The organism is Streptosporangium sp. NPDC023963 (assembly GCF_040639135.1).
GTDB lineage: Bacteria > Actinomycetota > Actinomycetes > Streptosporangiales > Streptosporangiaceae > Streptosporangium.
Genome location: NZ_JBEZZK010000002.1, coordinates 390,460 through 415,724, shown reverse-complemented (window position 1 = coordinate 415,724; position 25,265 = coordinate 390,460). Strand labels below are relative to the sequence as shown.

Here is a 25,265-nt window from a genome sequence, read left to right as displayed (position 1 = left end):
GATGCTACCCGTCCACGGTGGACGGCCGTCCGGCGAGTGCCCCGATCCGCCCTCCGGGCAGCAGGACCAGCGCGGCGAGCGCGACGAGCGCCCCGCCGACGGCGAGCCACGGGACGACCGTCGCGGTGGCGGCCGCGTGCGCCGCTTCCGGCCCGCGGGTGGGCGCCTCATCCCGCATCACGGTCGTGTAGAGGGTCCCGGCGAGCGCCAGGGCGACCGAGCCGCCGATCTGCCGGAAGAAGGTCAGGTTCGCGGTGGCGGTGCCGATGAACCGGGGCGGGACCGAGAACTGGATGGCCACGGTCAGGCCGGACAGCATCGGCCCCATGCCCAGGCCGAGCAGCGCCATCCACCCCACCAGGGCCGGCGCCGGGGTGTCGGCCGCGATCCCGGTGCACAGCAGCGCCCCGGCCGAGATGAGGAACGGCCCCGCGACGAGCCAGGGCTTGTAGCGCTGGGTTCTGGAGATGAGGGCACCGGTGATCACGCTTCCGGCCACCATCCCGAGCATGAGCGGGTAGATGCGCAGGCCCGACTCGGTGGCGGTCAACCCCATGGCCTCCTGGAAGTAGCGCGGCAGGAACACCACCCCGGCGTACAGGCAGAACGCGGTGGAGAACGACGCCACGTTGACCAGCGTGTAGGTGCGGTCGCGGAACAGCTCCAGCGGGATGATCGGCTGCTCGGCCCTCCGCTCGACCAGGACGAACGCCACCAGGAGCACGGCGGAGGCCAGGATGGGCCAGAGCACCGGCCCGCTGGTCCAGGTGTGGTCGTCCAGGCCCTTCTCGGTCAGGCCGATGAGCAGTGCGCCGATCGCCGCGCTGAACACGGCTATGCCCAGGTGGTCGGGCCGGGCTCCGCGTCCCTGCCCGGCCACGTGCGGCAGGCGGGCGACGATGATCGCGATGAGGACCAGGCCGATGGGAAGGTTGATCAGGAAGGCCCAGCGCCAGCTGGCCTGGTCGGTGAAGACGCCGCCGAGGAACGGGCCTGCGATGTAGCTCAGTGCCATCACCCCGCCGAGCGCGCCCTGGACCCGGCCGTTCTCGGTCGGCGGAAACCGGTCGGCCACCAGGGCCAGGGAGAGCGGCAGCAGCGCTCCGGCGCCCAGCCCCTGCAGCGCGCGGAAGGCGATCAGCTGGTTCATGTCCTGGGCGACGCCACACAGGAGCGAGCCGAGCAGGAACACCACCAAGCCGGTCAGCAGCAGCGGCTTGCGGCCGTAGGTGTCGGACAGCCTGCCGTACAGGGGAACGGTGACGGTGGAGGTCAGCAGGTAGGCCGCCACGACCCAGACGTAGAGGTCGGCGCCGCCGAGCTCCTGGATGATCCGGGGCAGCGCGGTCCCCACGATCGTCTGGTCAAGCATCGCGAGGAACATCCCGCCGAGCACGGCGAGCAGGAGCAGGCCCCCGCCAGGGCGGGCCTTCGAAGGGGAATTCAATACGTCAGTAGGCACATGTTGATAGTGACCTGTCAGTCTTGACATGTCAATCCATAAGTATGATGAGGGCATGTCACTCCGGATCGCGCTCCTGGGCCTGCTCACCGTCACGGGCCCCTCCAGCGGTTACGACCTCACGAAACTCTTCGAGCGGTCGATCGGCTACGCCTGGCAGGCCGGGCACAGCCAGATCTACCCGGAGCTCAACAAGATGGCCGCGGAGGGCTGGGTGACGGTCGAGCAGGAGGGCCCCCGGGGCAGGAAGAGCTACGCGGTCACCGACGCGGGCGCGCTGGAGCTCCGGCGGTGGCTGCTGGATAAGGAGCCGTCCCGGCTATACCGTGACGAGAGATTGCTCCGCGCCTTCTTCCTGCCCACCCTGGAACCGCATGAGGCCGCGGCACTGCTCCGCACGGAGGTGGAGGCCCACAACGCCCAGCTGGCACATCTGGAGGCGCTCAGGGATGACAGGGAGCGCAAGGAGGCCGGTTTCGGAGACTATGCCCTTGACCTGGGCATCCGGAAAACACAGACGGTGTGCGACTGGGCCGCGGACACGGCGGCGACGATCGAGGAGTCCGCGGGCGAGGCGCGGCCCTAGCGCGGGTCCTCCGGCCCGGGCGGGCCGGACGCGGGCCGAGGCCGGACACGGGCCGGGGTCGGGGCCGGATGCGGGCCGAGGCCGGACGCGAACAGGGTGCGATCAGGGTGCGATCAGGTGCAGGCGGCCATGGTGGGGGCGTCGTTCTCCCGCGCCGGGAACTCGACCTTGGAGAAGTGCTTGTCGAGCAGCGTGCGGATCGTGCCGCTCCGGTAGAGGTCGGCGATGGCCCCCTTGACGGCCTCGCAGGTGCGCACGTCGCCCCTCTTGAGGGCCACCGCGTAGCGCTCGTCGGTGAGCTTCAGGCCGAGCAGCTTGTAGCGGATGCTCTCCCGGTTGGCGAAACCGGCCAGCAGCAGGTCGTCGCCCGGGATCGCGTCGACCTGCCCGGCCTGCAGCATGTTGACGCACTCGGAGTACGTCTGGGCGGCGACCAGCGTGAGACTCTCGACCGCGCCCTGCAGGACGGCCACGGCCGCGCTGGAGGCCGGCTGGCACATCCTTCCGCCCTCCAGGCCCGCCAGGTTCGTGATCGGCGAGCCGTCCTTGACGAGGACGTCGACGTGGGCGAGGTAGTAGGGCCCGGCGAAGGTGACGTCGTCGGTGTCGTTGATCGAGTACGTCGCCAGGACGAAGTCGACGTCTCCGTCCGCCAGCAGTTTCGGCCGTTCGGGGCGGCCGGTGCCCCGGAAGGTGACACCGCTCGCCGGCACTCCCAGCGCCTTGGCGATCTCCAGGGCCAGGTCGATCTCGAAGCCGCTCCACCTGCTCTGGTTCTGCAGGGCGATGCCGGGCAGGAAGTCGCGCACGCCGACGACGAGCCTGCCCGTCTTGGCGGCCTTGTCCACCACGGAGGTGAACGCGGTGGGGACGGGTTCCTCCGGTCCGCCCTCCGAGGCGGCCCCCGGCCACCAGCGGACCGCGGCGGCCCCGCCGGCGATCAGCAGCAGCACGGCCACGGCGGCGGCGATCCAGCGCCCCCTGCGCGGGCGCGGCGGCGCTTCCGGGGCCCCGACGAGGGTCGTGGACGCCTGCCAGCTGGGCGGCGGCACCTCGCCACCGTGATCCGTGTAACCCGTACCGTCACCGTACGCGGGAGGCGGAGGGTGGTCCCAGTAGTCCGGCGGCGACGGATGGTCGTGACGCGCCGGTGAGCGGCGATCCGGAGAGAGGTGGTCCGGTGGGCTCTGCTGCGGGAGGCTGCGGCCCTCGGGGCGCGACTCGGGAGAGCGCTGGTCCGGGAAGTGCTGGTCCGGGAAGCGCTGGCCCGGGAAGGACGGATGCTCCACGGGAGGCGGGGCGGGGAGGTGTGACGGCCCGCCGTGGGCGGCGGGTGCGCGACGCTCGCCCTGGCCCGGCCCGGTCTGACCACCCGGCCCCGGGCGAACCCCCTGACCGCCCAGCCCGGTCTGATCGCCGTGAACGGGGTGGGGGTGCTGGTCGTGGACGGGGTGCCGGGCCTGGAATCCCGTGGACGGGAGGGGCAGGTCGCCCGAGACGCCGCCCGTCCGGGGCTTCGGGGTGCGCATGGGACTGGTGGCGTCGTGGTCACGGCCATGATCGCCGTCGTCGGCGGGTCCCCGGTCACGGCCCTGCTCACGGCCCTGCTCACGGCCCTGCTCCCGGGAGCGGGATTCATCGCGGGGCGGCTCGGGGACGGCGACCTTGGCGCCCTGGGTGAGGATCGCGGGCGAGGCGTTCACCGTCTCCGTGTGGCCGAGCAGCCGCAGCAGGAGCTGGTCGGCCGAGGGCCGCGTGGCGGGCGACTTGGCCAGCGCCGAACCGACCACGCCGCGCAACGGCTCCGGCAGCGTGCCGAGGTCGACCTCGTGGTTGAGGATGCGGTTGAGCACCACGGCGATCGAGCTTCCGGCGAAGATCGTCTCACCGGTCGCGGCGAACGCGATGGTCGCCCCCCAGGCGAAGACGTCGGTGTGCGGCCCGACGTCGGCGCCGGAGATCTGCTCCGGCGCCATGTACGCGGGGGTGCCGATGGCCCGGCTGGTGATCGTGCCGGTGGAGTCGAGGATGCGGGCGATGCCGAAGTCGACGACCCTCGGGCCGTCGGCCGCGATGAGCACGTTGTCCGGCTTGAAGTCGCGGTGCACGATCGAGGCGTGGTGGATCGCGGTGAGCGCGGTGGCCGTGCCGATCGCCAGCCGCTGCAGCGGGGCGCCCTTGAGGGGGCCGTCGGTCTCCACGACCTCGCGCAGCGACCTGCCCTCGATGTACTCGCTCGCGATGTAGGGGGTGTCGCCTTCGAGGTCGGCGTCCATCACGCCCGCCGTGCAGAACGAGGCGACCCGCTGGGCCGCCCTCGCCTCCCTGGCGAACCGGGACCTGGCGACGGTGTCGCCGGAGAACTTCACGTGCAGCAGCTTGATCGCCGCCCGCTCCCCCGCGGCGTTGATCCCCAGGTAGACGATGCCCTGCCCGCCCTCGCCGACCCGCCCGACGACGCGGAACGGCCCGAGCTGGCGCGGCTCTCCCGCTTCCAGTGGCGCGATCTCCGGCATCATCGTCCCCACGGTCTCGTAATCTTCGACGTGGCAAACTTTACGGCGCCATGACCCGCCCTCTCCCCCTGTTATCCCGACGTGACCTCACATTTCTCACGACAACGACCTGTCCCCCGCCCGTGTCACGATGGAAAACGGCAGACGCCCTCACCCCCCAATCTCCGACATTCACCCCAATCTGGCGCTCCAGCCGCTTAGATCGCTACCGTTGTACGTCCCTCAGGCAAGCCGGAGCTAAAACTTCCATGCGCCGATATATCGGTTATCGCGAGTTCGTGCAGCGCGATCAGCGTTCCCTCGTCGGCACCGCCCTTCTCCTCACCGGCAGCCACGAGCAGGCCATCCGCCTCACCCTGCGCTCCTTCCACACCGTCGCCCTCTCCTGGCCGCCGCCGCTGTGGGAGAACCCCACCACGCACGCCCAGATCGCGCTCTACCGCCGCTTCCTCCAGCGGCCGAGCGCCGCCGGCGCGACGGCCCTGGTACGGATCCCGCCCCGGCAGCGGCTCCTCGTGGTCGCCTGCCTGCACGACGGCAGGTCCCGCGCGGAGATGGCCTCCCTCCTCGGGCTCCCGGAGGAGACCGTGAAGTCGGAGATCGCCGAGGCGGTCGACACCCTCACCAAGGGCAGCGAGAGCCGTCTGATCACCAGGATGGCCACGGCCGCGGGCGAGGCCTCCGTCCCCGACCTCACCGTCCGGTCCATGCGCACGCTCAGGCGGCGTCGCGCCAGGGGGGCCCTCCTGGGCGTGGCGGCGGCGCTCGTGCCGGTCGGCCTGATCGCCGCCTTCGTCGTGTCCCAGCAGGGCGAGGTGTGGAACTCGGCGCTGGGCGAGCGCAGCCGGCCGCACGCGGCACAGGCGCAGGAGCCCGTAGGAGCGGTCTCCAGCCCGGAGCCGGACGGCTCGGGGCCGGGCGGCGGGGAGCCCGGCGCCGTCCCGGCACCGTGGCGGGCCCCGCGGACCTCCTCGGTGATCCGCTACGCGGTCCCCGGGCCGTGTCCCGACGCCCCCGTCGGGACACCTCCCGCGCGCGCCGGAGACGTCACCTGCGCGGGCTGGACGCTGACAATGGTCTCCGGCGGCCCCGAGAGCCCCGCTCCCGGCCTGGCCGGGTGCGATGGCCGGAAACCCTGTACGGCGACGCTGCGCCTCCCCGACGCCGCCCAGCGCCTCGCGCACGGCGACGAGGAGAAGAGCCCGAGACTCTCCCCCGCCATCAGCCCTGACGGGCGCCGCATCGCCTACCTGAGCGCGGCGGAGCGCCGGTACGTGGCCCACGATCTCAGCAGTGGCGTGAAGCGCTACCTGTCACCGGTCCTCGTCCCCGCCGACACCGAGAACGGCGCGCGGGTGAGCGTCTCCCCCAACGGCCGCCACTTCACCGTCACCCTCGGCGAGCGGCGGCTGCGGACCGACTTCGCGACCGGCGCCCTGACGTCTGTACCCGCAGGACAGACGCCTCCGGCGCAGCGGATCGCCCCCTGGCTCCAGAAGAGGTACGGGACCTGGTCGGACTCTCCCGGCGGGAGACACTCCGCCGCGGTCGTCGCGGGGAAGGGCGAGAACCTCGGCAGCCTCCACATCATCGACGCCGAGTCGCGACGGGTCTTCAAGCGGCTCGCGCTCCCCGAGGTGAGGCGGCCCGCCACGGCCGAGGTCGTGAGCTGGCTGAACAACCGCGAGGTGGTCGTGAGGATGAGCGCCAAGGCCGGTGGAGGCCCCCTCGGCTCCTTCCGGGTGGACGCCGTCACCGGGCGGTCGCACCGCGTGCCCGGCCTGCCGGCGAACGCCCCGCTCGTCCTGGGGGCCGTGGCGGCACCGTGACCGGCCGCCCGGCGCCGTGACGACGGCCCCGAAGCGGTTGGCCGCGGCCGGTCCGGTCAGGGGCCTCCACCGGCGCGGTGGGGAACCGCCCGCCTTCCGCGCGAGCGATATCGCACCGCGCCTCCCCGCCTCCGGTCACCACCTGTGGTCATCGGCCGGTCATCGGCTCTGATCATCGGCGGGATGTGCGGGGCGCCTCCCTTCCGCGGCTTTCACGCGAGACATTCAATGGCGGATCGTCGGCGAATCGACGTCCGGAATCGCGTACCGTCGCCACGCATGTTCACACCGTGTCGACGACACGGGAGAAAGCCTTTGCGGGCGCGAGGTCTTCGGCTTGCCCCTGCCGCCATTCCGCCTGTCCGCCTGTCCGCCCAGGTCACGAGCCCTTTCCGCACCCGGCGCATCCGCCGCACACATCTCATCACATGCCCTTAACCACTCTTGACACTCGAATCACGATATAGGAATACTTTCTTTTGGCGCGCCTGAAAATACATTTCAGGTGAAACCGCATTTCCGTTGTGAAGTGTTGGCCTCTTGGGGGAGGGGGAAAAATGCGCGACCTCATCTGGACTTAGGAGAACCTCCGCGGCGAGCCGGCGCTCCACGGTGTCAGCTCGCCGCGCGTCCGACGGACTCTTTTGCTGGTCGACGAATTCTGGACGGCGACGAACTCCGGTCACCCGTATCCCGAGGGCCCTCGCATCGGTGACGCGTTCGGCGAGCTCTATCTCAGGTCCGTCATGGGCGAGAGCGCCATGGAGATCTACGAGCGGGACGACGGGTATCTCATAGTCAGCGACGTCGCCAAATACGTCGCGCCCCCCGGCGACTGGCCCCAGGTGGAGCAGTGGGCGCTGGAAAGGGCGAGCGGGCGTGTTCTCGACGTCGGCTGCGGTGCGGGCCGAGCGGCGGTGCCCCTGCAGGAGCGCGGCGAGTTCGTCGTCGGCCTCGACATCTCTCCCGGCGCCGTCGAAGCGGCCCGCAAGCGCGGCGTACGGAGGCTTTTCGAGGGAACGGTGCGCGAACACGCGGCCGAGTCGCCCCGCTACGACACGTTTCTCCTGCTCGGCGGCAATCTGGGATTGCTGGAAAGCGCGGAAAAAGCCCCCGGGTTCCTCTCCGCCCTCAGCGCGATGTCAGCGCCCGGCGCCCGGATCATCGGGATAGGCACCGACCCCTACGAATCGACCAATCCGCTCGCGACGAGCTACAACGAGCGTAACCGGCGTCTTGGCCGCATGGCCGGCCAGCTTCGGGCCCGGATCAGATTCGAGGATCTGGCCACTCCCTGGTTCGACTACCTCAGGTGTTCCCTGGACGAACTGAACGAACTCCTGACCGGCAGCGACTGGCGGCTCGGCGACGTGAACACGGATTGGCATCCGCACTACTGCGTCGAACTTCATCTGCGACGGGCATGACGCCGAACGTTCAAAAGCCCGTGACATTCAAAAGCCCGTGGCCACCGCGCATTTCTCCGTTCCACGCTCGCCGGAAAGCGACGGCCCGGAAAAAGGAAAAGGCCGCCACCCGGCACGGTGAGTGCGGGTAGCGGCCGTTTCGACTACAGGCTCATCTTCTTCTTCAGGTTCTCGTCCAGGGCCGCCAGGAAGTCCTGGGTGGTCAGCCACTTGGCGTCGCCGCCGACCAGCAGGGCGAGGTCCTTGGTCATCTGGCCGCCCTCGACGGTCTCGACGCAGACCTGCTCCAGCTTGTCGGCGAAGTCGATCAGCGCGGGGGTGTTGTCGAGCTTGCCGCGGTGCTGCAGGCCCCGGGTCCACGCGAAGATCGAGGCGATCGGGTTCGTGGAGGTGGGGTTGCCCTTCTGGTGCTCGCGGTAGTGGCGGGTCACCGTGCCGTGGGCGGCCTCGGCCTCGACGGTCCGGCCGTCGGGGGTGAGCAGGACCGAGGTCATCAGGCCGAGCGAGCCGAAGCCCTGCGCGACGGTGTCGGACTGGACGTCGCCGTCGTAGTTCTTGGCGGCCCAGACGTATCCGCCCTCCCACTTGAGCGCCGCGGCGACCATGTCGTCGATGAGACGGTGCTCGTAGGTGATCCCGGCGGCGTCGAAGTCGGCCTTGAACTCGGTCTCGAAGACCTCCGCGAAGATGTCCTTGAAGCGGCCGTCGTAGGCCTTCAGGATCGTGTTCTTCGTGGAGAGGTAGACCGGGTAGCCGCGCGACAGGCCGTACCGCATGGAGGCGCGGGCGAAGTCGCGGATCGACTCGTCCAGGTTGTACATCGCCAGCGCGATGCCGGGGCCGGGGAAGTCGTAGACGTCGAGCTCGATCGGCTCCGAGCCGTCCTTGGGGGTGTAGGTGAGGGTCAGGCTGCCCTCGCCGGGGATCTTCAGGTCGGTGGCGCGGTACTGGTCGCCGAACGCGTGACGGCCGATAATGATCGGCTTGGTCCAGCCGGGGACGAGCCTCGGCACGTTGGACATGATGATCGGCTCGCGGAAGATGACGCCGCCGAGGATGTTACGGATGGTCCCGTTCGGGGACTTCCACATCTTCTTGAGGCCGAACTCCTCCACCCGAGCCTCGTCGGGGGTGATCGTGGCGCACTTGACGCCGACTCCGTACTGCTTGATCGCGTTCGCGGCGTCGATCGTCACCTGGTCGTCGGTGGCGTCGCGGTGCTCGATCCCGAGGTCGTAGTACTTCAGGTCGACGTCGAGGTAGGGAAGGATCAGCTGGTCCTTGATGAACTGCCAGATGATCCGGGTCATCTCGTCGCCGTCAAGCTCGACGACGGGGCCCTCTACCTTGATCTTGGGCATGCGTGTGGTTCCCCTTCTGAACTAAATTGGCCAGACAGTCCTTTTTGAGGCTCACTGGCCGTTGAGGCTATCGGACGTGGTCGATCCCCTCGTGGCGCACCCGGCCATCCGACCCGTCACATCGGTATGTGGTCCTTGAACTCAAGGATGATCCCGGCCACCATCAGCACGACGCCGAGACCGCCCAGCGTGACGACGTCGGTGGCCTTGCGGCGGACGGCGAGCCGCCCGCCTCCGAACAGCCGGGCGAGCGCCCCCAGCGTCATGACGGCGCCCATGGCGATCCCGCCCCAGTAGGGCATGCCCAGCAGCACGGCGAGGACCAGCGCGACGAGCGCGCCGCCCACCACCAGGGGGTAGGCCCCCCAGCGTTCCCTGTTCACCTCGGCCGCTCGCGCGCTCACCGGCCCACCACCCGCTCTCGCCCCTGACGTCGGCTCATCGCTCGGAGATCGGCTTCCACTTCTGGTCGCGCTCGCCGATGTACTCGCTGTCCGGGCGGATCAGCCGGTTGTCGGCGTGCTGCTCGATGACGTGTGCGGTCCATCCTGACATGCGGCTGACCGAGAAGACGGGAGTGAACAGGTCCGTCGGGATGCCGAGATAGTGGTAGACGGTCGCCGCGTAGAAGTCGACGTTCGGGTAGAGGCCCTTCGTCTCGAAGACGACCTCCTCCATCTCCTTGGACATCCGGTAGTACGTGTCGTCGCCGGAGGCCTCGCCGAGCTCCTGCGACATCTTGCGCAGGTGCGTGGCGCGCGGGTCCTCGGTCTTGTAGACGCGGTGCCCGAAGCCCATGATCTTCTCGCCGGCGGCGAGCCGGTCCCGGACGGACCGGGCGACCGAACCCGCGTCGAGCGACTCCAGGGTGCGCATGACCTGCTCGTTGGCACCGCCGTGCAGGGGGCCCTTGAGGGTGCCGATCGCCGCCACGACCGCCGAGTGCATGTCGGACAGGGTCGCGGCGCAGACGCGGGCGGCGAACGTGGAGGCGTTCATCGTGTGGTCGGCGTGCAGGACCAGGCAGGCGTCGAAGATCTCGACCTCGCGCTCACCGGGGGTACGGCCGGTGATCTGGAGCAGGAAGTTCGCCGCCACGCTCAGCTCGGGGTCCGGATCGGGCACGGTGGCCCCGGTCCTGGCCGCGTGGTAGCGGGCCACGAGGATCGGCTGCTGCGCGGTCAGCCTGGCGGCCTTGCGCAGGTTCGCCTCGGGGGCGTTGGTGCCCTTGTCCGGATCGTCGCCTCCGGCCATCGAGACCAGCGTGCGCAGCGCCTCCATGGGAGCCTGCTTCTCCGCGATCTCCTGGATGTTGGCCTCGGCGAGCGTGCCGAGCGTGCGCCCTCGGACCAGTTCCTCACCGTACGTCGACAGTTGCTCCCGCGTGGGGAGGGTGCCGTACTGGAGCAGGTGGGCGGTCTCTTCGAAGGTGGTGCGGCCGGCCAGATCGTGGATGTCGTAGCCACGATAGAAGAGGCGACCGGCCTGACCGTCGATGTCACTGAGCGCTGTGGACGCGGCTACGACATCGGCGAGACCTTTGGTGGGCTTGTCCGCCATGAGTGTTTCCTCCGCTTATCTGTGTCCGAAGTCTACCTGTGAGCAGCGGAAACCCTCCCGAGAGGTACAGACCAATTTCACGAAGGATTCTCCTTCTGGCAAAGGCGATTCCCCATCACCTCGTTTGGGTAAGCCGGAGCTGTAGGAATAGTTACGGCGGGCTACCTGGGGAGGAACTGCCGTGGAGGGGCCGTTCATACGCATCGAGGACACTGGCGAGGTGGTCCCGTTGCGCCCCGAGATCACGACGATCGGACGTGGCCGGGGAGTGGACATCCGGCTCACCGATCCGAGTGTTTCCCGGCTGCATGCGGAATTCGTCCGGCGCGGACCCTACCTGTACGTCGTTGACCTGGGCCTGTCCCGCAACGGCACTCGGGTCAACGGCCGGCCGATCGCCCGGAGGGTGCTTGACGACGGTGACGTGGTGTCCTTCGGCGCGGCACGAGGCAGGATCGGCGGAGTGCCGCGCGAGGACTTCGCCCCGGAGGTCGAGCTCCGCCGCGCCGCGGCACCGGAGCTGACCAGGCGGGAGGTTGATGTCCTGACGTCGCTGTGCCGTCCGGCGCTGTCGGACGAGGCGTTCGTCGCACCGGCCACGGCCAGGGAGATAGCCGACGATCTGGTGGTGACGGAGGCGGCTGTCAAGCAGCACCTCCTGCGTCTCTACCAGAAGTTCCGCATCCCCGAGGGGACCAACCGGCGCACCAGGCTGGCGAACGAGGTCGTCGCCCTGGGGCTGGTCAGGCCCACTCCCGTGGTGCCGCCGCAGCGCGCGGCCGGTTCCCCGGAGCCTCAGACGGCGTCGTCCACCACCGCGAACCGCAGGGCCTCGTAGCGGCTCCACAGCGGTTTCGCGGAGAGCAACGGTTTCGTAGCGGTTTCGCGGAAGAGCCGCGGGCTCCCGCGAGTGGGATCAGCCCCGCTCGCGGGCACGCCTCTCGGCGGCCTCGACCACGTTGGTGAGCAGCATGGCCCGGGTCATCGGGCCCACGCCGCCGGGGTTGGGGGTGAGGAAGCCCGCGACGTCCTCGACGCCCGGGGCCACGTCACCGGCGATCTTCCCTTCGACCCGGGAGACGCCGACGTCGAGCACGGCGGCGCCCGGCTTCACCATGTCCGCGGTGATCAGGTGCGGCACCCCGGCCGCGGCGACGACGATGTCGGCACGCCGGGTGTGGGCCGCGAGGTCCTGGGTGCCGGTGTGGCAGAGGGTGACGGTGGCGTTCTCCGAGCGGCGGGTCAGCAGCAGGCCGAGCGAGCGGCCCACGGTGATGCCGCGGCCGACCACGACGACCTCGGCCCCCTTGATCGGCACCCCGTACGCCTGCAGGAGCGTGACGATGCCGTACGGCGTGCAGGGCAGCGGCGCGTCGACCATGTGGACCAGGCGGCCCAGGTTGACCGGATGGAGACCGTCGGCGTCCTTGGCCGGGTCCATCCGCTCGATCAGCGCCTGCGTGTCGAGGTGGCGGGGCAGCGGGAGCTGGACGATGTAGCCGGTGCACTCGGCGGAGGCGTCGAGCTCGTCGACGACCGCCTCGACCTCGGCCTGGGTGGCGTCCTCCGGCAGGTCCCTGCGGATGGAGGAGATGCCGACCTCCGCGCAGTCGCGGTGCTTGCCCGCGACGTAGATCTGGCTGCCGGGATCACCGCCCACCAGGACGGTGCCGAGCCCGGGGACGACGCCCCGCTCCCTCAGCGCGGCCACCCGCGCCGTGAGGTCTGCCTTGATCTTCGCCGCCGTGGCCTTGCCGTCGAGAATCCGCGCGCTCATGCGGACAACCCTCTCACGGGATCGGCGGGAGCGACGGGTCCGCCGGAAGCAGCCGGGATCAGCCGCGCTCCGCCTCCCTCGCTTCCCTCCGCTCGATGATCCTGCGGGTGAAGGGAATCCACTCCATGGCCCGCCCGCTGAGGTAGGCCGCGCCGAGCGCGATGATGATCATCATCCAGGGGCTGATCCAGAAACCATGCATGATCACGAAGGCGTACAGGGCGTGGTCGAGCAGGGGCATAGGGGAGCTCCACGACTGGGACGAAAGGGATGCTTCAGACTAACCGCAGGTCAAACCTTTTTCATCCAGGGAGTCCTGTCTAATCCGCCACTTTCTTATCTCCTGTGTGCGGCCGCCACAGCCGTGCGGCGGCCGCACACCGGGAACGGGTCAGTGGAAGAAGTGACGGGTACCGGTGAAGTAGAGGGTCACCCCGGCCGCCTCGGCCGCCGCGACGACCTCCTCGTCCCGGATCGAACCGCCCGGCTCCACGATCGCCCGCACTCCCGCGTCGATGAGGATCTGCGGGCCGTCGGCGAAGGGGAAGAACGCGTCGGAGGCCGCCGCGGCCCCCGAAGCGCGCTCGCCCGCCCGGGAGACCGCGAGCCGCGCCGAGTCGACCCGGTTGACCTGGCCCATGCCGACACCCACGCTCGCGCCGTCCGAGGCCAGCAGGATCGCGTTGGACTTCACCGAGCGGCACGCCTTCCAGGCGAAGGCGAGGTCGGCGAGGACCTCGGCGGAGGCGGCGGGCCCGGCCTTCAGCTCCCAGGTGGACGGGTCGTCGCCCGGGGCGTCGACCCGGTCGGCGGTCTGCACCAGCAGGCCGCCGTCGATCCGGCGGAACTCCGCCGGGTTGGACGGCCCCGCGGGGCAGGACAGCAGCCGGATGTTCTTCTTGGCGGTGAGCACCTCCAGCGCCTCCTCCGTGAAGGAGGGGGCCACCACGACCTCGGTGAACACCTCGGCGATCTGCCGGGCCAGCTCCCCGGTCACCTCCGCGTTGACCGCGATCACCCCGCCGTACGCCGAGACGGGGTCGCAGGCGTGTGCCTTGCGGTGCGCCTCCGCGACGTCGGCGCCGACCGCGATGCCGCACGGGTTCTGGTGCTTGATGATCGCCACGGCGGGCCCGTCGAAGTCCCAGGCGGCCCGCCAGGCGGCGTCGGCGTCGAGATAGTTGTTGTAGGACATCTCCTTGCCGTGCAGCTGCTCGGCGTTGGCCAGGCCGTCCTTCTGCCCCGAGTACAGGGCGGCGCCCTGGTGCGGGTTCTCGCCGTAGCGCAGCGGCGACCGCAGCTCCCAGGCCGCGCCCATGTAACGCGGCCACGCGCCGTCCTCGGCGGCGTAGACGTTCGCGAACCAGGAGGCCACCGCGGTGTCGTACGCGGCGGTGTGGGCGTACGCGGCGGCGGCCAGGCGGCGGCGCTCGTCGATGGTGAAGCCGCCCGCGGCGACCGCGGCGAGCACGTCGCCGTAGGAGGCGGGGTCGACCACGACCGCGGCGGTGCCGTGGTTCTTGGCACCGGCCCGGATCATGGCAGGACCGCCGATGTCGATCTGCTCCACGCACTCGGCGTCGGAGGCGCCGGAGGCCACGGTCTCCTGGAACGGGTAGAGGTTGACCACCACCAGCTCGAACGGTTCGATCTCCAGCTCTTCGAGCTGCTTGACGTGGGACGGGTTGCCGCCGTCGGCCAGCAGCCCGGCGTGCACGCGCGGGTGCAGCGTCTTGACCCGGCCGTCGAGGCACTCGGGGAAGCCGGTCAGCGACTCGACAGGAGTGACGGGGACGCCGAAGGAGGCGATCCTCGCGGCGGTGCCCCCGGTGGAGACGATCTCCACGCCCGCCGCGTCGAGCCCGCGGGCCAGCTCCTCCAGCCCGCTCTTGTCATACACCGCGATCAACGCGCGCCGGATGGCGATGCGGGTCACTTCGTGCTCCTCCTGGTTGGTTCCGGTTTTCTCCGAGGCGCCCGGCTCATCCACCGGGTCGTCCGAATCGGACAGTCCTGCCGGTCACGGTCCAGCCCTCGCGGGCCATCCGGCCGACGGTGTCGACGAGCAGATGGCGCTCGACGGTCTTGATGCGCTCGTGCAGGGCCGCCTCGTCGTCGCCGTCCAGCACGGGCACGGCCTCCTGGGCGATGATCGGCCCGGTGTCGACACCCGCGTCGGCGAGCATCACGGTGCAGCCGGTGACGCGCACGCCGTACGAGAGAGCGTCGCGGACACCGTGCGCGCCGGGGAAGGAGGGCAGCAGGGCGGGGTGGGTGTTGAGGACCGGGAAGGCCTCCAGCGTCGGCGCGCCGAGGATCTTCATGAACCCCGCGCAGACCACGAGATCCGGCCGGTACGCGGCGATGCGGGCGGCGAGCCTCTCGTCCCACTCCTCGCGGGTGGGGTGGTCGGCCAGCCTCTCCACGAAGGTCGGAACCCCCGCGCGCTGCGCGCGCACCAGGCCCTCGACACCGGCGCGATCGGCACCCACGGCCACGATCCGGGCACCGTAGGTTTCGTCTGCCACAGCGTCCAGCAGGGCCTGTAGGTTGGTTCCAGAACCGGACACGAGAACCACAAGCCGAACGGCCTGGGATGACACCGACGCACTCCATTCGGACGGGGACTCACGCCGCTGCAAGGGTATCGGCCTGTCCGCACGAACAACGCAAGGAGGTCAGGTGACACTACCGGTCGAGGTCCGGCCTGCTGAGAGCGCCGGTCGGAGGGCGCTGTGGCTCGCGGTCGCCGCGGTGGTGATGACGCTGGTGCTCCCCCTGGCGGGAATCGTCATGGCGATCTTCGCCCTCATCACCTCGATCCGCGCGATCAGGACGCTCCGCGCCATCCCCAAGCCGGCCGGCACCGCCGTGGTGGGCGTCGTGCTGTCGGCCGGGGCGTTGCTGATCTCGATCGCGGTGACGGCGCTGCAGTTCTACTTCGGTGACGAGCTGGCCGCCTACACCGAGTGCGGCAGGGGCGCGGGCACCATCGCGTCGCAGAACGAGTGCGTGGAGCAGCTCGAACGGGCCATGGAGCAGAAGATGCCCTTCCTCCAGCCGGGCCAGGTGCAGTTCCCCTTCCCGCCCTGAGCGATCTCTGAGTGGCTCCTGAGCGGCTTATGCGCGGCCTCTGCGCGGTTGTCGGCGGACGGGCACGGCCCGCACTCCCGGAAGAGTGCGGGCAGGTCCTGCCTCCCTGATCGGTCTTGATCGGTGCCCGTGGGGTCTACAGCCCGTGAGGCTTGTGGCCTGTGAGACCTACGGCCTTGTAAGAGCCGCGGCCTTGTAAGAGCCGCGGCCGGCGGGAGCTACGGCATGTAGGACGGGGGCGGGACGCGGATCTTCGCGGCGATCCTGTCCAGTTCGCCGGCCAGGGCGGGATCGACCTTGACATGGACGGCGACCTCCGTGCTCTCGAAGAAGATCCCCCGGCGACCGTCCGGATCGGTGGTCCGTATGCCCATGAGCGGCATTTCCGTGCGTCCGGGCTCCCGCTTCTCCCCGCGCAGGATCTCGTCCACCCACTGGCTGCTGTGCAGGACCGCGCCGCGTACCACGGTGACCTCGACGTCGCGCGAGCCGTCCGACCAGCGTCCGGCCTTCGCGCTCCAGCCTTTGCCGAGCCGCGTCGTCTCCCCGGCGACCCGTCGCAGGCCGGGGGGCAGGTAGGCGACGGCGACGTGGTCGACCGCGTTACCCGGGCCGGAAGGCTTGCCGGAGGTGGAGGGCGGCTCGGCGGGGACGAGGCCCTTCACGATCCTGTCCAGTGTGGTCGCGAGGCCCTCGTTCACCTCCACGACGTATCCGAGACCGGGCTTCTCCAGCCACAGGCGTAGCCGCGAGTACGAGGCGCCTCTGCCGCCCCCGTCCGCCCGGTACCCGGGTTTGCCCCGGACCTTCTCCGGGGTGGCGGTGTACAGGTTCTGGCGGACCCTGGCCCAGGTGAGCAACGTCTCCGGGTCCGCGGCGCTCAGCCCGCGCACCGCCAGGATCCGGACCGAGGCGCCGTCGTCCCCGCTCAATCGGATCTCGGTCCACCCGGTCTGGTCGACCACGGAGGAGAGGTCCGCCAGGTGCAGGCCGGGGGGAATGTAGGTGACACGCAGTCCCTGGAAGACTCCGCCGGTCGGATCCTTGGGGACGAGACCACCGGCGATCCTCCGCAGGGCGTCCCGGTGCAGGGCGCCCACCGTGACGCGCAGGACCAGGCCGGGCCGCTCCTCCCAGACCAGGTCGTCCCCCTCGGCCCGGGTGAACGCCCCGCGTCCGCGCACCTTCGCGACGAGGACTCCCGGCAGCGTCTCGGGCGTGCCCCTGATCCCGCCGAGCACGCGCTCGGCTCCCCCGAAGGCCGGGTCCCGGTAGACCGTGACGCGGACGAGGTCGTCCCCCGCCCCCCAGGTCGCGGCGGTGCCGCGCAGACCTCCGGCGTCGGCTCTCTCCAGTACGGGGGCGCCGAGACCCGCGGGCAGGTAACCGACCTTCACCCCGTCCACGCCCACCGCCTGGGTGGGAGAGGCGACGCCGCTCCGGTCCGTCACGGTCAGGTAGCCGGGTACGGCCGCCGCCAGCACGGCCGCGGCGACCAGGGCCGCCGCCGTCGCACGAGCCCTCCTTCCCCGCCTCGCGCCCTGTACGACCCGGTGGGCGAGGCCGGGAGGCGCGCCGAGCGCGGCGGTCTCCTCGACCATGGCCAGCCGGAGTTCTCGCTCAACGTTCGGCATGGGGAAACGCCTCCTCGTGAAGGTCGGCGCCGATCAGGGCGCGCAGACGGGCCAGTCCCTTGGACGACTGGCTCTTGACCGCCCCGATCGAGCAGCGGAGGATCTCGGCGGTCTGGGCTTCGGTCTGGTCCTCGAAGAAGCGCAGGACCAGTACGGCGCGCTGGTGGGGCGGCAGGCTCCGGAGACCGGCGATCAGGACCTGACGGAGCTCGACGCCGCTCAGGGAGTCGGGTGCCGGAGTCTCCGGGGGCGAGCCGGTCAGGAAGATCCGCAGGACCGCGCGACGGCGGGCACGGCTGATGGCGGTGTTGACGATGATGCGGCGCACGTAGGGTTCGGGGTCGCTGCCCGCGTGCAGGCGGCCCCAGCTGCGGTAGGCCTTCTCCAGGGCGCTCTGCAGGACGTCCTCGGCCTCGTCACGGGACCCGCAGGTGAGGTGGGCGATCCTGAACAGGCTCGCTCCCCGTGCCGCGACGAATTCGGTGAACCCCTCGTGACCGCTCACGCGACCGTCTTAGGTCTCATACCCGTCCATACGCCCGGCCCCGTGCGAAGGGTTTCCAGGCATGACCGGATTTCCGGCCACCGAATTTCCGGTCACGGTCCCAGGCGGTCACCGGTCCTGGGCGGCACGGTCCCAGGTGGCCCTGTCCCAAGTGGCCACGCTTCCCGGCCGCCACGACCTCAGGTGTGACGGAACACAGAGGCCCGGTTCTCAGTCGCGGTCCCAGGCGTAGGGGTCGACGTAGATGACGTGGCCGCCCTTGTCGTCGCTCTCGTCGACGATGTCGCGCCGGGGCGGGCGCGGCGGGTCGGGGCGGCGGGCCTTCTGCGAGCTCTCCGACGCGGCCGAGGCGTGCTCGTCCTCCCAGTCGTCCCTGATGACCGGGATCGGCTGGGTGTCGCACTCCGTGGCGTCCAGCCAGTAGCCGGGGAGCTTCTGGAGCTCCTCCGGCTCGGCGAAGCCGACCTTGCCGGCCGCCGAGGCCGCCACCTTGGCGATCTTGACACCCGCCTTGCGCACCGGCGCGGTGGCCGTGCCGACCTTGGCGGCCGCCTTGGTGACGGCCGTGTTGTGTCCACGGAAGATCAGCCACCAGTTGGCCAGCCCGGCGGCGATCCCCGCCGCGACGCCCACCTCCAGGGTCACCGAGAGCATCACCTCCCACCCCGCCGGGCCCAGCGCGGACAGCCGCGCGCCGCCCAGCGAGCCGCCGGAGAGCGCCGCGAGCAGACCCGCCGTCGCCCCGGTCGCCAGCCCGCAGACGAACCCCCACAGCGGTGCCCCCTCGTACGAGGAGGAGGGCGAGATCCGGACGACCAGGACGCCCGCCACGGCCCCGGCCACGAACGGCACCGCGATCACCATCATCACCCAGGCCGGGGTCGGGCCCGCCTCGGGCAGCGCGCCCAGGATCGGCAGGCTCGGCACCGTACCCAGTTGCACGCCCGTCGGCGCGACCAGCGTGCCGGTGCCGACCGCGAAACCGGGACCCGCGATGTAGGCCAGCCCCCAGATGACGGCGTTGAGCAGGTAGAGCCCCTGGACCAGCAGGAGCAGCATCCCGCCGACGAACCCCGGCGCCAGGATCCCGGACAGCTCCTGGACCTGCCCGAAGTTGACCACGACGGCCCCGAGCACCATGACGGCACCCGCCATGAGCATGATCGCCAGTGCGGCGGACGTCCCGACCACGACCGAGCGCAGCCGCTCGGGCAGCAGGCGCAGCATCGACCGCCAGGGCCCGATCGTCCTGGCGACGGCCACGGAGCCCGCGATGAAGGCCAGCGCCAGGTGGCTGACCAGCACGTCGCCGAGGAAGGGCTGGGTGATCTCGTTCCTGGTGACCAGCGCGATCAGCCCGGCCAGCAGCGCGTACGGCGCCGCCAGCGAGATGCCCGCCTGCGCGATCAGGACCAGCTGCGCCCTGCGGCGGGCGTTGGACACCTCCTTCGGGGTGTTCTTGGGCAGCCGGGCGGGCAGCCGGAGCCGCAGGTCCGCGTCGCGGGCCATCCACATCCCGGCGCGGTACAGCAGGAAGGCGGGCAGGACCGTCAGCCCGAGCGGGAGCAGGCCCACCGAGCCACCGGGTATCGCGAAGCCCGCGTGGTGCGCGGCCAGCCAGAGCTGCGACGCGGTGCGGAACACCGCGGGCAGGCCCGCGCCGAGCGCACCGCGGGGAGCGGCGATCCAGCCGACCAGGGTGAGCGTGGTGAGCACCGCCAGCCCCACGCCGAGGGTCCACGCGGCAGCGAGCATCCCGGAGACGGGAAGCGGCCGGCGGACGTCATCGTCGTCACCCGTGAGGCCGGGCAGGGGGATACGGCTGAGGACGTTGCGGGGAGCCGTCCGTAGCTGATCGAAAAGGGCCGTCACAGTAGTCGATGGTCTCAGGATCTTCGGCGCGGAAGGGACTCCCGCGCCCGCGTGTCGCGCACCGTGTGACAGGAGTCCCCTGTGGTATCCGGAGTGGTGTCCGGACCGCGCCGGCACGGGAACCGCTCGCGTCCCCTCCCCGGAGAAGGACATACGGCCGTCGGACGACCACCGGTGGGAAACCGCGACGGCGCGTCGCCCCGGAGCATGTCCGGGGCGACGCGCCGCGTTCGCCCGTTCCCGGGGCCGTGACCCCGGGGCCGTGCGCTAGAGCGACTCGACGACCTCGCGCATCAGGCGGGCGGTCTCGCTCGGGGTCCTGCCGACGCGGACGCCGACCTTCTCCAGGGCGTCCTTCTTGGCCTGGGCGGTGCCGGCCGAGCCGGACACGATCGCGCCCGCGTGGCCCATGGTCTTGCCCTCCGGAGCGGTGAAGCCCGCCACGTAGGCGACGACCGGCTTGGTGACGTGCTGCTCGATGTAGGCGGCCGCGCGCTCCTCGGCGTCGCCGCCGATCTCACCGATCATCACGATCGCGTCGGTGCCCGGGTCGTCCTGGAAGGCCTGCAGCGCGTCGATGTGGGTGGTGCCGATCACCGGGTCGCCGCCGATGCCGACCGCGGTGGAGAACCCGATGTCGCGCAGCTCGTACATGAGCTGGTAGGTCAGCGTGCCCGACTTCGAGACCAGGCCGATGCGGCCCGCGCTGGTGATGTCGGCCGGGATGATCCCCGCGTTGGAGGCGCCGGGCGAGGCGATGCCGGGGCAGTTGGGCCCGATGATCCGGGTCTTGCCGCCCTTGGCGACCGCGTACGCCCAGAACTCGGTGGTGTCGTGGATCGGGACGCCCTCGGTGATGACCACGCAGAGCGGGATCTCGGCGTCGACGGCCTCCTTGACGGCGTCCTTGGTGAACGCCGGGGGCACGAAGACGACCGACACGTCGGCGCCGGTGTCCTTGATGGCCTCGGCGACGGTGCCGAAGACGGGCAGGCCCTCGTGGACGGTGCCGGCCTTGCGGGCGTTGACGCCGCCGACGACGCGGGCGCCGGAGGCGAGCATCCGGCGGGTGTGCTTGGTGCCCTCACCGCCGGTCATGCCCTGGACGATGATCTTGCTGTTCTCGTTCAGCCAGATGGCCATTACGCACCTACCGCGGCGAGCTCGGCGGCGCGCTTGGCCGCATCGTCCATGGTGTCCACCAGTTCGACGCCGGAGAGCTTGGCGTCGGAGAGAATCTGACGCCCGAGTTCGGCGTTGTTGCCGTCCAGACGGACGACCAGCGGGCGGCTCACGCTCTCACCGCGGGCGTCCAGCAGCTGGAAGGCCGAGACGATGCCGTTGGCGACCGCGTCACAGGCGGTGATGCCGCCGAAGACGTTGACGAAGATCGACTTCACCGCGGGGTCGGAGATGATGATCTCCAGGCCGGCCGCCATCACCTCGGCCGAGGCGCCGCCGCCGATGTCGAGGAAGTTGGCGGGCTTGGGCTGACCCGGGAACGCCTCACCCGCGTAGGCGACGACGTCCAGGGTCGACATGACCAGGCCGGCGCCGTTGCCGATGATGCCGACGGAACCGTCGAGCTTGACGTAGTTGAGGTCCTTGGCCTTGGCCGCGGCCTCCAGCGGGTCCTCGGCGGCCTTGTCCTCGAAGGCCGCGTGGTCCGTCTGGCGGAAGGACGCGTTGTCGTCGAGGGTGACCTTGCCGTCGAGGGCCTTCACCTGGCCGTCGGCGGACAGGATCATCGGGTTGACCTCGACGAGGGAGGCGTCCTCGTCGACGAAGGCGCACCAGAGCTTCTCGATGAGCTCGGCGGCGCCGTCGAGCGCGGCCTCCGGCAGCCCTCCGGCCTGGGCGATCTCGCGGGCCTTGGCCCGGTCGACGCCGTCCAGGGGGGAGACCGGGACCTTGGCGACCTTCTCGGGGGCGCTGTGCGCGACCTCTTCGATGTCCATGCCGCCCGCCGCGGAGCAGATGGCGAGGAACGTACGGTTGGCGCGGTCGAGCAGGAAGGAGAAGTAGTACTCCTCCGCGATCGCGCTGGCCTCCTCGATCAGGACCTTGTGGACCGTGTGGCCCTTGATGTCCATGCCGAGGATGTCGGTGGCCTTCCGCTCGGCGTCGGCGGCGTCGTCGGCGACCTTCACGCCTCCGGCCTTGCCTCGACCACCGGTCTTGACCTGGGCCTTGACAACGACACGGCCGGTCAGCTGCTCGGCTGCCGCCCGTGCCTCCTCCACGGTGTGCGCGACCACGCCGCGCGGCACCGGGATGCCGTACTCCGCGAAGAGCTCCTTCGCCTGATGTTCGAACAGGTCCACGAGGGTCCGTCCTTGCTTGTCCGGCTGGTGTACAGATGTGAGCGAGCCGACTCCATGATCCAAGGGGGAGCCCGGCGGTTTTGCGCCAATGAAGCCTAGCCCGCCTCGTGGCATGACCAGGTAACCGGGTTCCAGATCGTACGCCCCGAATGCTGTTCGCGCCGAACCGGCCGGTCCCGCGAGCCGGTTCACCGGGCCGGCGGGCGATCCGCCGGCGATCCGTCAGAGGTTCGCCGGACACCGGCTCGGGCGCCACGGCGAGAGACCCGTCGGGCGGGTGGGGACCGCCAGACGGATGAGGCGTCGTCGAACGGGCGAGAGGACCGTCAGACCGGTGAGGGGACCGTCAGACCGGTGAGGGGACCGCGCTCCGCACCCAGTCGACGATCTCCTGGGTGGTGGCGCCCGGGGTGAAGACGCGTGCGACGCCCATCTCCTGGAGCGCGGGCATGTCGGCCTCGGGGATGATCCCGCCACCGAACACCACGATGTCGCTCGCGTCGTTCTCCTTCAGCAGCTCCAGCACCTTGGCGAAGAGCGTCATGTGCGCGCCCGACAGGATGGACAGCCCGACCGCCGCGGCGTCCTCCTGGATCGCGGTGCGCACGATCTGCTCGGGCGTCTGGTGCAGGCCGGTGTAGACGACCTCCATCCCGGCGTCCCGCAGCGCCCGCGCCACGATCTTCACGCCCCTGTCGTGACCGTCCAGCCCCGGCTTGGCGATGACGACGCGGATCCTTGACACGGCATCCATCCAGACCTCCTTGTCTGCGCTCCCCTCGCGACGTGGGAGCTGTCCGCAGCGTAACCGGCCGCGCCGCGCCGGGCTCGGCGGGTCACCGCGAACCACGGTACAGCGGCGCGAATCCCACCGCCTTTCCGTACGGCGCCACGGCCCGTCTCCCCGCCGGCCGCGCCCCGATTAAACGGCCCGGAATGCGCAGGGAACCGAGGCCCCGCGAAAAAGGGAAACTGACCGTCCGTGATTGCCCGGAAACGAATTCCCGTTCCGGCGCCGCCGGATGACGGCCACAAAGGCCGGGAGGACGCCTCTGCACCGAACATGCACAATTAATTCAGATCGGCCCTTCAAATGCGCTACTGTTTTGTGATCTTTCCCCGCCAGACTATTCCTCCCCTCCCCGATCAGGGCGGAGGGGTCAATCAGGAGGACTTCCCTTTGAAGCGATACATCGCCGGGCTGGCGTGCGCCGCTACGGCCGCGCTGAGCGTTCCGGCGCTGGCATCGACCGCGCACGCGCAGGCCGCCGATCCGGTCAGCGCGCTGAGGAGCCAGCTCAAAAGTGGCAACGGCGTCGCGTTCGTCGACACCGTCAAGATTCGAAGCGGCAAGAAGAGCACGCTTCTCGCCGACCGCAAGGGTGAATTGCAGCTCGGCCCCTCCGGAGTCGAGGCGTCGGACCACACCACCCAGTTGCGGGTCGAGGGGGACCTCTTCGCGTTCGGCACGGAAGAGAATACCTTCGGCCCGAAGGATGACGACGCCGAGGAAAAGAGCGAGGCGGAGAAGGACCTCGAGAGGCTGTTCGCCGGGATGGCCGAGCCGGAACGAGTCGTGCGGGTCAAGAAGAAGGCGTATATCTGGGGTGGGGCGCTCGGCCAGTTCCTGCCGGCGGACAGGCCCTGGCTCGCGTACCCGAAGGACACGTTCGGCTTGACCGGCTCGCTGGGCCAGTTCGTCAACCCCGCCGAACCCGCGACCCTCAAGGCCCTCCTCGCGCGCGCCACGGTCAAGCGTCCGACCGCCTACTCGGGGAAGATCACTTTTGGTGAGCTCCACAAGGTCTCACCGTGGTTCCGTGCCAGGCAGGAGATCCCCCTGTCCAAGCAGCAGGCGAAGCTCACGGTCAACTGGCGGCTGTTCCTCAACGCGGACCGCCTCCCCGTACGGCTGACGACCTCGTCCCTGGATTTCACGGACGGGCCCACCACCACGATCGACACCCGCTACAGCGGCTGGGGCTCGAAGGTCACGATCGAAGCCCCGCCCGCCGACCAGATCTCCACGATCAAGGAGCTGAACGAGCGGTTCGCGGCCGACACGCCCATTCCGCTGCTCGACGTCAAGTGATCCCTCCGCGCTGATCGCACCCCGGATCACCAGAGCCGCGCCCGGCGGGCCTCACCCGCCGGGCGCGGCTCGCGGCGTTCCGCGCTCCGCACGAGACCCGGCCCGTCGAGGAGTCCCCGCTCCCCCCGATGGCACCCATGGCGTTCTCCGCTCGCACGGGTGCTGACGCCTCCGGCGATTCTTGATCCGACATTTCGGGATATAGGTAAGAATCTTGGTCCACCCTCCGCGACGACGCGAGGACACCTACGGGAGGACCCCCTCGATGAGGCGAATCATCGCCGCCCTGACAGGCGCCACCATGGCAGCCCTTGTCGTTCCCACGCTGGTGACCGTCACCCCGGCGGGCGCCACGACCACCCGGACCTCCCAGGCCGCCGCGACCGACCCGGTCTCGGCGCTGAAGCGACAGTTCAGGACCCACCGGGGCGTGAAGCTCACCGAGAACACGAAGGTCATCGGTGAGGGCAAGAAGAACCGGACGATCTTCACCCGGCGGAACGGGGTGCTGGAGTTCGGCAGGACCGGCATGGTCGCCTCGGACCTGACCACCAAGTTCAACCTGCCTGTTCCGGACAGCGAGCTCAAGGGCATGTTCGCCCCGTCACGGACGATCTCGCTGAAGGGCGTCAGCTACACCTCGGGCGGCATCTTCGCCGAGTCCATGCCCGAGGGCAAGAAGTGGCTGCGCACGCCCAGCGGCAAGGTCTCCCTGGTCAGCGCCGTCCAGCAGATCATCAGCACCGTCGAGCCCGGCACGCTCAGGGCGACCCTCGCCCACACCCGCGCCAAGCGCCCCGGCGGGACGTGGGACGGCACCCGGACCACGGTCCACTCGGGCACGATCACGCTGGCCGAGCTCTTCAGGGTCTCTCCCGCGGTGCGCACGATGCTGGGCAGGAAGCCCACCGGCCGGTCCGCGACGCTCCCGGTGACCTGGAAGATCTATCTCGGCTCCGACCAGCTGGTCCGCCGGATCGTGTCGTCGTACACGGAGTCCACCCGGGGCCTCAACAGCACCGAGCTGACCTACGTCAACGACACCCGCTACACCGGCTGGGGCACCAAGGTCACGATCAAGGCACCGCCCGCCGGCCAGGTGGTCGAGTTCGACGAGCTCCTCGGCGACGTCAGCCAGCCCGAGGACCCCATCCAGGAGCTCTTCCAGGGCTGAACCGGCCCGAGGTGATCGGGGACGAACCGGCCACGCCGATTCGTGGGCCGAAC

22 protein-coding genes are annotated in these 25,265 nt (G+C 70.3%); 7 read left to right on the top strand and 15 right to left on the bottom strand.

Annotated features, from left to right (window positions below):
• Window positions 1–4: 4 nt before the first annotated feature.
• Entirely contained in the window at window positions 5–1,462 is a 1,458-nt protein-coding gene (locus tag AB0F88_RS07970) for an MDR family MFS transporter (protein ID WP_362678732.1), read from the bottom strand.
• 55 nt (window positions 1,463–1,517) lie between these two features.
• Here AB0F88_RS07970 and AB0F88_RS07965 point away from each other — a divergent pair, with 55 nt between their 5' ends.
• On the top strand, window positions 1,518–2,048 hold the full coding sequence (locus tag AB0F88_RS07965) for a PadR family transcriptional regulator (RefSeq protein ID WP_362678729.1): 531 nt from the start codon (window positions 1,518–1,520) through the stop codon (window positions 2,046–2,048).
• A gap of 113 nt (window positions 2,049–2,161) precedes the next feature.
• Here AB0F88_RS07965 and AB0F88_RS07960 read toward each other — a convergent pair whose 3' ends face one another.
• The gene (locus AB0F88_RS07960) at window positions 2,162–4,567 is read right to left on the bottom strand and encodes a transporter substrate-binding domain-containing protein (protein ID WP_362680575.1); all 2,406 of its coding nucleotides are present in this window, start codon (window positions 4,565–4,567) and stop codon (window positions 2,162–2,164) included.
• Window positions 4,568–4,842: 275 nt separating this feature from the next.
• Here AB0F88_RS07960 and AB0F88_RS07955 point away from each other — a divergent pair, with 275 nt between their 5' ends.
• Both AB0F88_RS07955 and AB0F88_RS07950 read left to right on the top strand, forming a co-directional pair.
• On the top strand, window positions 4,843–6,393 hold the full coding sequence (locus AB0F88_RS07955; protein WP_362678726.1) for a sigma factor-like helix-turn-helix DNA-binding protein: 1,551 nt from the start codon (window positions 4,843–4,845) through the stop codon (window positions 6,391–6,393).
• A gap of 644 nt (window positions 6,394–7,037) precedes the next feature.
• The gene (locus AB0F88_RS07950) at window positions 7,038–7,820 is read left to right on the top strand and encodes a methyltransferase domain-containing protein (protein ID WP_362678723.1); all 783 of its coding nucleotides are present in this window, start codon (window positions 7,038–7,040) and stop codon (window positions 7,818–7,820) included.
• 143 nt (window positions 7,821–7,963) lie between these two features.
• On the opposite strand, the gene AB0F88_RS07945 is transcribed toward AB0F88_RS07950, so the two are convergent.
• The 3 genes from AB0F88_RS07945 to AB0F88_RS07935 all read right to left on the bottom strand — a co-directional run bounded on the left by AB0F88_RS07945 (window position 7,964) and on the right by AB0F88_RS07935 (window position 10,741).
• Window positions 7,964–9,181 (bottom strand): NADP-dependent isocitrate dehydrogenase, encoded by a 1,218-nt coding sequence (locus tag AB0F88_RS07945; protein WP_362678720.1) that lies wholly within the window; start codon window positions 9,179–9,181, stop codon window positions 7,964–7,966.
• A gap of 116 nt (window positions 9,182–9,297) precedes the next feature.
• A complete protein-coding gene (locus tag AB0F88_RS07940; protein WP_362678716.1) occupies window positions 9,298–9,585 on the bottom strand; it encodes a DUF3017 domain-containing protein in 288 nt (95 codons plus the stop codon).
• 34 nt (window positions 9,586–9,619) lie between these two features.
• Window positions 9,620–10,741 carry a citrate/2-methylcitrate synthase gene (locus AB0F88_RS07935; protein WP_362678713.1) on the bottom strand — a complete coding sequence of 374 codons (1,122 nt, stop codon included), beginning with the start codon at window positions 10,739–10,741 and terminating at the stop codon, window positions 9,620–9,622.
• Between the two features lie 181 nt (window positions 10,742–10,922).
• On the opposite strand from AB0F88_RS07935, the gene AB0F88_RS07930 reads away from it, so the two are divergent.
• Window positions 10,923–11,579: an FHA domain-containing protein gene (locus AB0F88_RS07930; protein ID WP_344749230.1), complete on the top strand. Its 657-nt coding sequence runs from the start codon at window positions 10,923–10,925 to the stop codon at window positions 11,577–11,579.
• Window positions 11,580–11,657: 78 nt separating this feature from the next.
• Here AB0F88_RS07930 and AB0F88_RS07925 read toward each other — a convergent pair whose 3' ends face one another.
• The 4 genes from AB0F88_RS07925 to purN form a co-directional block, all read right to left on the bottom strand.
• Window positions 11,658–12,518, bottom strand: a complete 861-nt coding sequence (locus AB0F88_RS07925; protein ID WP_362678709.1) for a bifunctional methylenetetrahydrofolate dehydrogenase/methenyltetrahydrofolate cyclohydrolase — start codon at window positions 12,516–12,518, stop codon at window positions 11,658–11,660.
• 58 nt (window positions 12,519–12,576) lie between these two features.
• Complete coding sequence (locus AB0F88_RS07920) at window positions 12,577–12,759, bottom strand: hypothetical protein (RefSeq protein ID WP_362678706.1); 183 nt, start codon at window positions 12,757–12,759, stop codon at window positions 12,577–12,579.
• 150 nt (window positions 12,760–12,909) lie between these two features.
• Window positions 12,910–14,454, bottom strand: a complete 1,545-nt coding sequence (purH, locus tag AB0F88_RS07915; protein ID WP_362678703.1) for a bifunctional phosphoribosylaminoimidazolecarboxamide formyltransferase/IMP cyclohydrolase — start codon at window positions 14,452–14,454, stop codon at window positions 12,910–12,912.
• Window positions 14,455–14,500: 46 nt separating this feature from the next.
• Window positions 14,501–15,121 (bottom strand): phosphoribosylglycinamide formyltransferase, encoded by a 621-nt coding sequence (purN, locus tag AB0F88_RS07910; protein ID WP_362678700.1) that lies wholly within the window; start codon window positions 15,119–15,121, stop codon window positions 14,501–14,503.
• Between the two features lie 79 nt (window positions 15,122–15,200).
• Between purN and AB0F88_RS07905 the strand changes: the two genes are divergently transcribed.
• Window positions 15,201–15,611 carry a hypothetical protein gene (locus AB0F88_RS07905; RefSeq protein WP_362678697.1) on the top strand — a complete coding sequence of 137 codons (411 nt, stop codon included), beginning with the start codon at window positions 15,201–15,203 and terminating at the stop codon, window positions 15,609–15,611.
• 218 nt (window positions 15,612–15,829) lie between these two features.
• Here AB0F88_RS07905 and AB0F88_RS07900 read toward each other — a convergent pair whose 3' ends face one another.
• The 6 genes from AB0F88_RS07900 to AB0F88_RS07875 all read right to left on the bottom strand — a co-directional run bounded on the left by AB0F88_RS07900 (window position 15,830) and on the right by AB0F88_RS07875 (window position 22,700).
• The gene (locus AB0F88_RS07900) at window positions 15,830–17,245 is read right to left on the bottom strand and encodes a hypothetical protein (RefSeq protein WP_362678694.1); all 1,416 of its coding nucleotides are present in this window, start codon (window positions 17,243–17,245) and stop codon (window positions 15,830–15,832) included.
• On the bottom strand, window positions 17,232–17,750 hold the full coding sequence (locus AB0F88_RS07895; protein WP_362678691.1) for a SigE family RNA polymerase sigma factor: 519 nt from the start codon (window positions 17,748–17,750) through the stop codon (window positions 17,232–17,234). Before AB0F88_RS07895 ends, AB0F88_RS07900 begins: the two co-directional genes overlap by 14 nt.
• Window positions 17,751–17,960: 210 nt before the next feature.
• On the bottom strand, window positions 17,961–19,505 hold the full coding sequence (locus AB0F88_RS07890) for a DUF6350 family protein (protein WP_362678688.1): 1,545 nt from the start codon (window positions 19,503–19,505) through the stop codon (window positions 17,961–17,963).
• A 384-nt stretch (window positions 19,506–19,889) separates the two neighbouring features.
• The gene (sucD, locus tag AB0F88_RS07885; RefSeq protein ID WP_362678685.1) at window positions 19,890–20,765 is read right to left on the bottom strand and encodes a succinate--CoA ligase subunit alpha; all 876 of its coding nucleotides are present in this window, start codon (window positions 20,763–20,765) and stop codon (window positions 19,890–19,892) included.
• Window positions 20,765–21,946: an ADP-forming succinate--CoA ligase subunit beta gene (gene sucC, locus AB0F88_RS07880; RefSeq protein WP_362678682.1), complete on the bottom strand. Its 1,182-nt coding sequence runs from the start codon at window positions 21,944–21,946 to the stop codon at window positions 20,765–20,767. The genes sucD and sucC overlap by 1 nt, the downstream gene beginning before the upstream one ends.
• Before the next feature lie 346 nt (window positions 21,947–22,292).
• Window positions 22,293–22,700, bottom strand: a complete 408-nt coding sequence (locus AB0F88_RS07875; RefSeq protein ID WP_362678679.1) for a cobalamin B12-binding domain-containing protein — start codon at window positions 22,698–22,700, stop codon at window positions 22,293–22,295.
• A gap of 426 nt (window positions 22,701–23,126) precedes the next feature.
• Here AB0F88_RS07875 and AB0F88_RS07870 point away from each other — a divergent pair, with 426 nt between their 5' ends.
• Both AB0F88_RS07870 and AB0F88_RS07865 read left to right on the top strand, forming a co-directional pair.
• Window positions 23,127–24,038: a hypothetical protein gene (locus AB0F88_RS07870; RefSeq protein WP_362678676.1), complete on the top strand. Its 912-nt coding sequence runs from the start codon at window positions 23,127–23,129 to the stop codon at window positions 24,036–24,038.
• Window positions 24,039–24,303: 265 nt separating this feature from the next.
• A complete protein-coding gene (locus tag AB0F88_RS07865) occupies window positions 24,304–25,212 on the top strand; it encodes a hypothetical protein (RefSeq protein WP_362678673.1) in 909 nt (302 codons plus the stop codon).
• The last annotated feature ends 53 nt before the right edge of the window (window positions 25,213–25,265 follow it).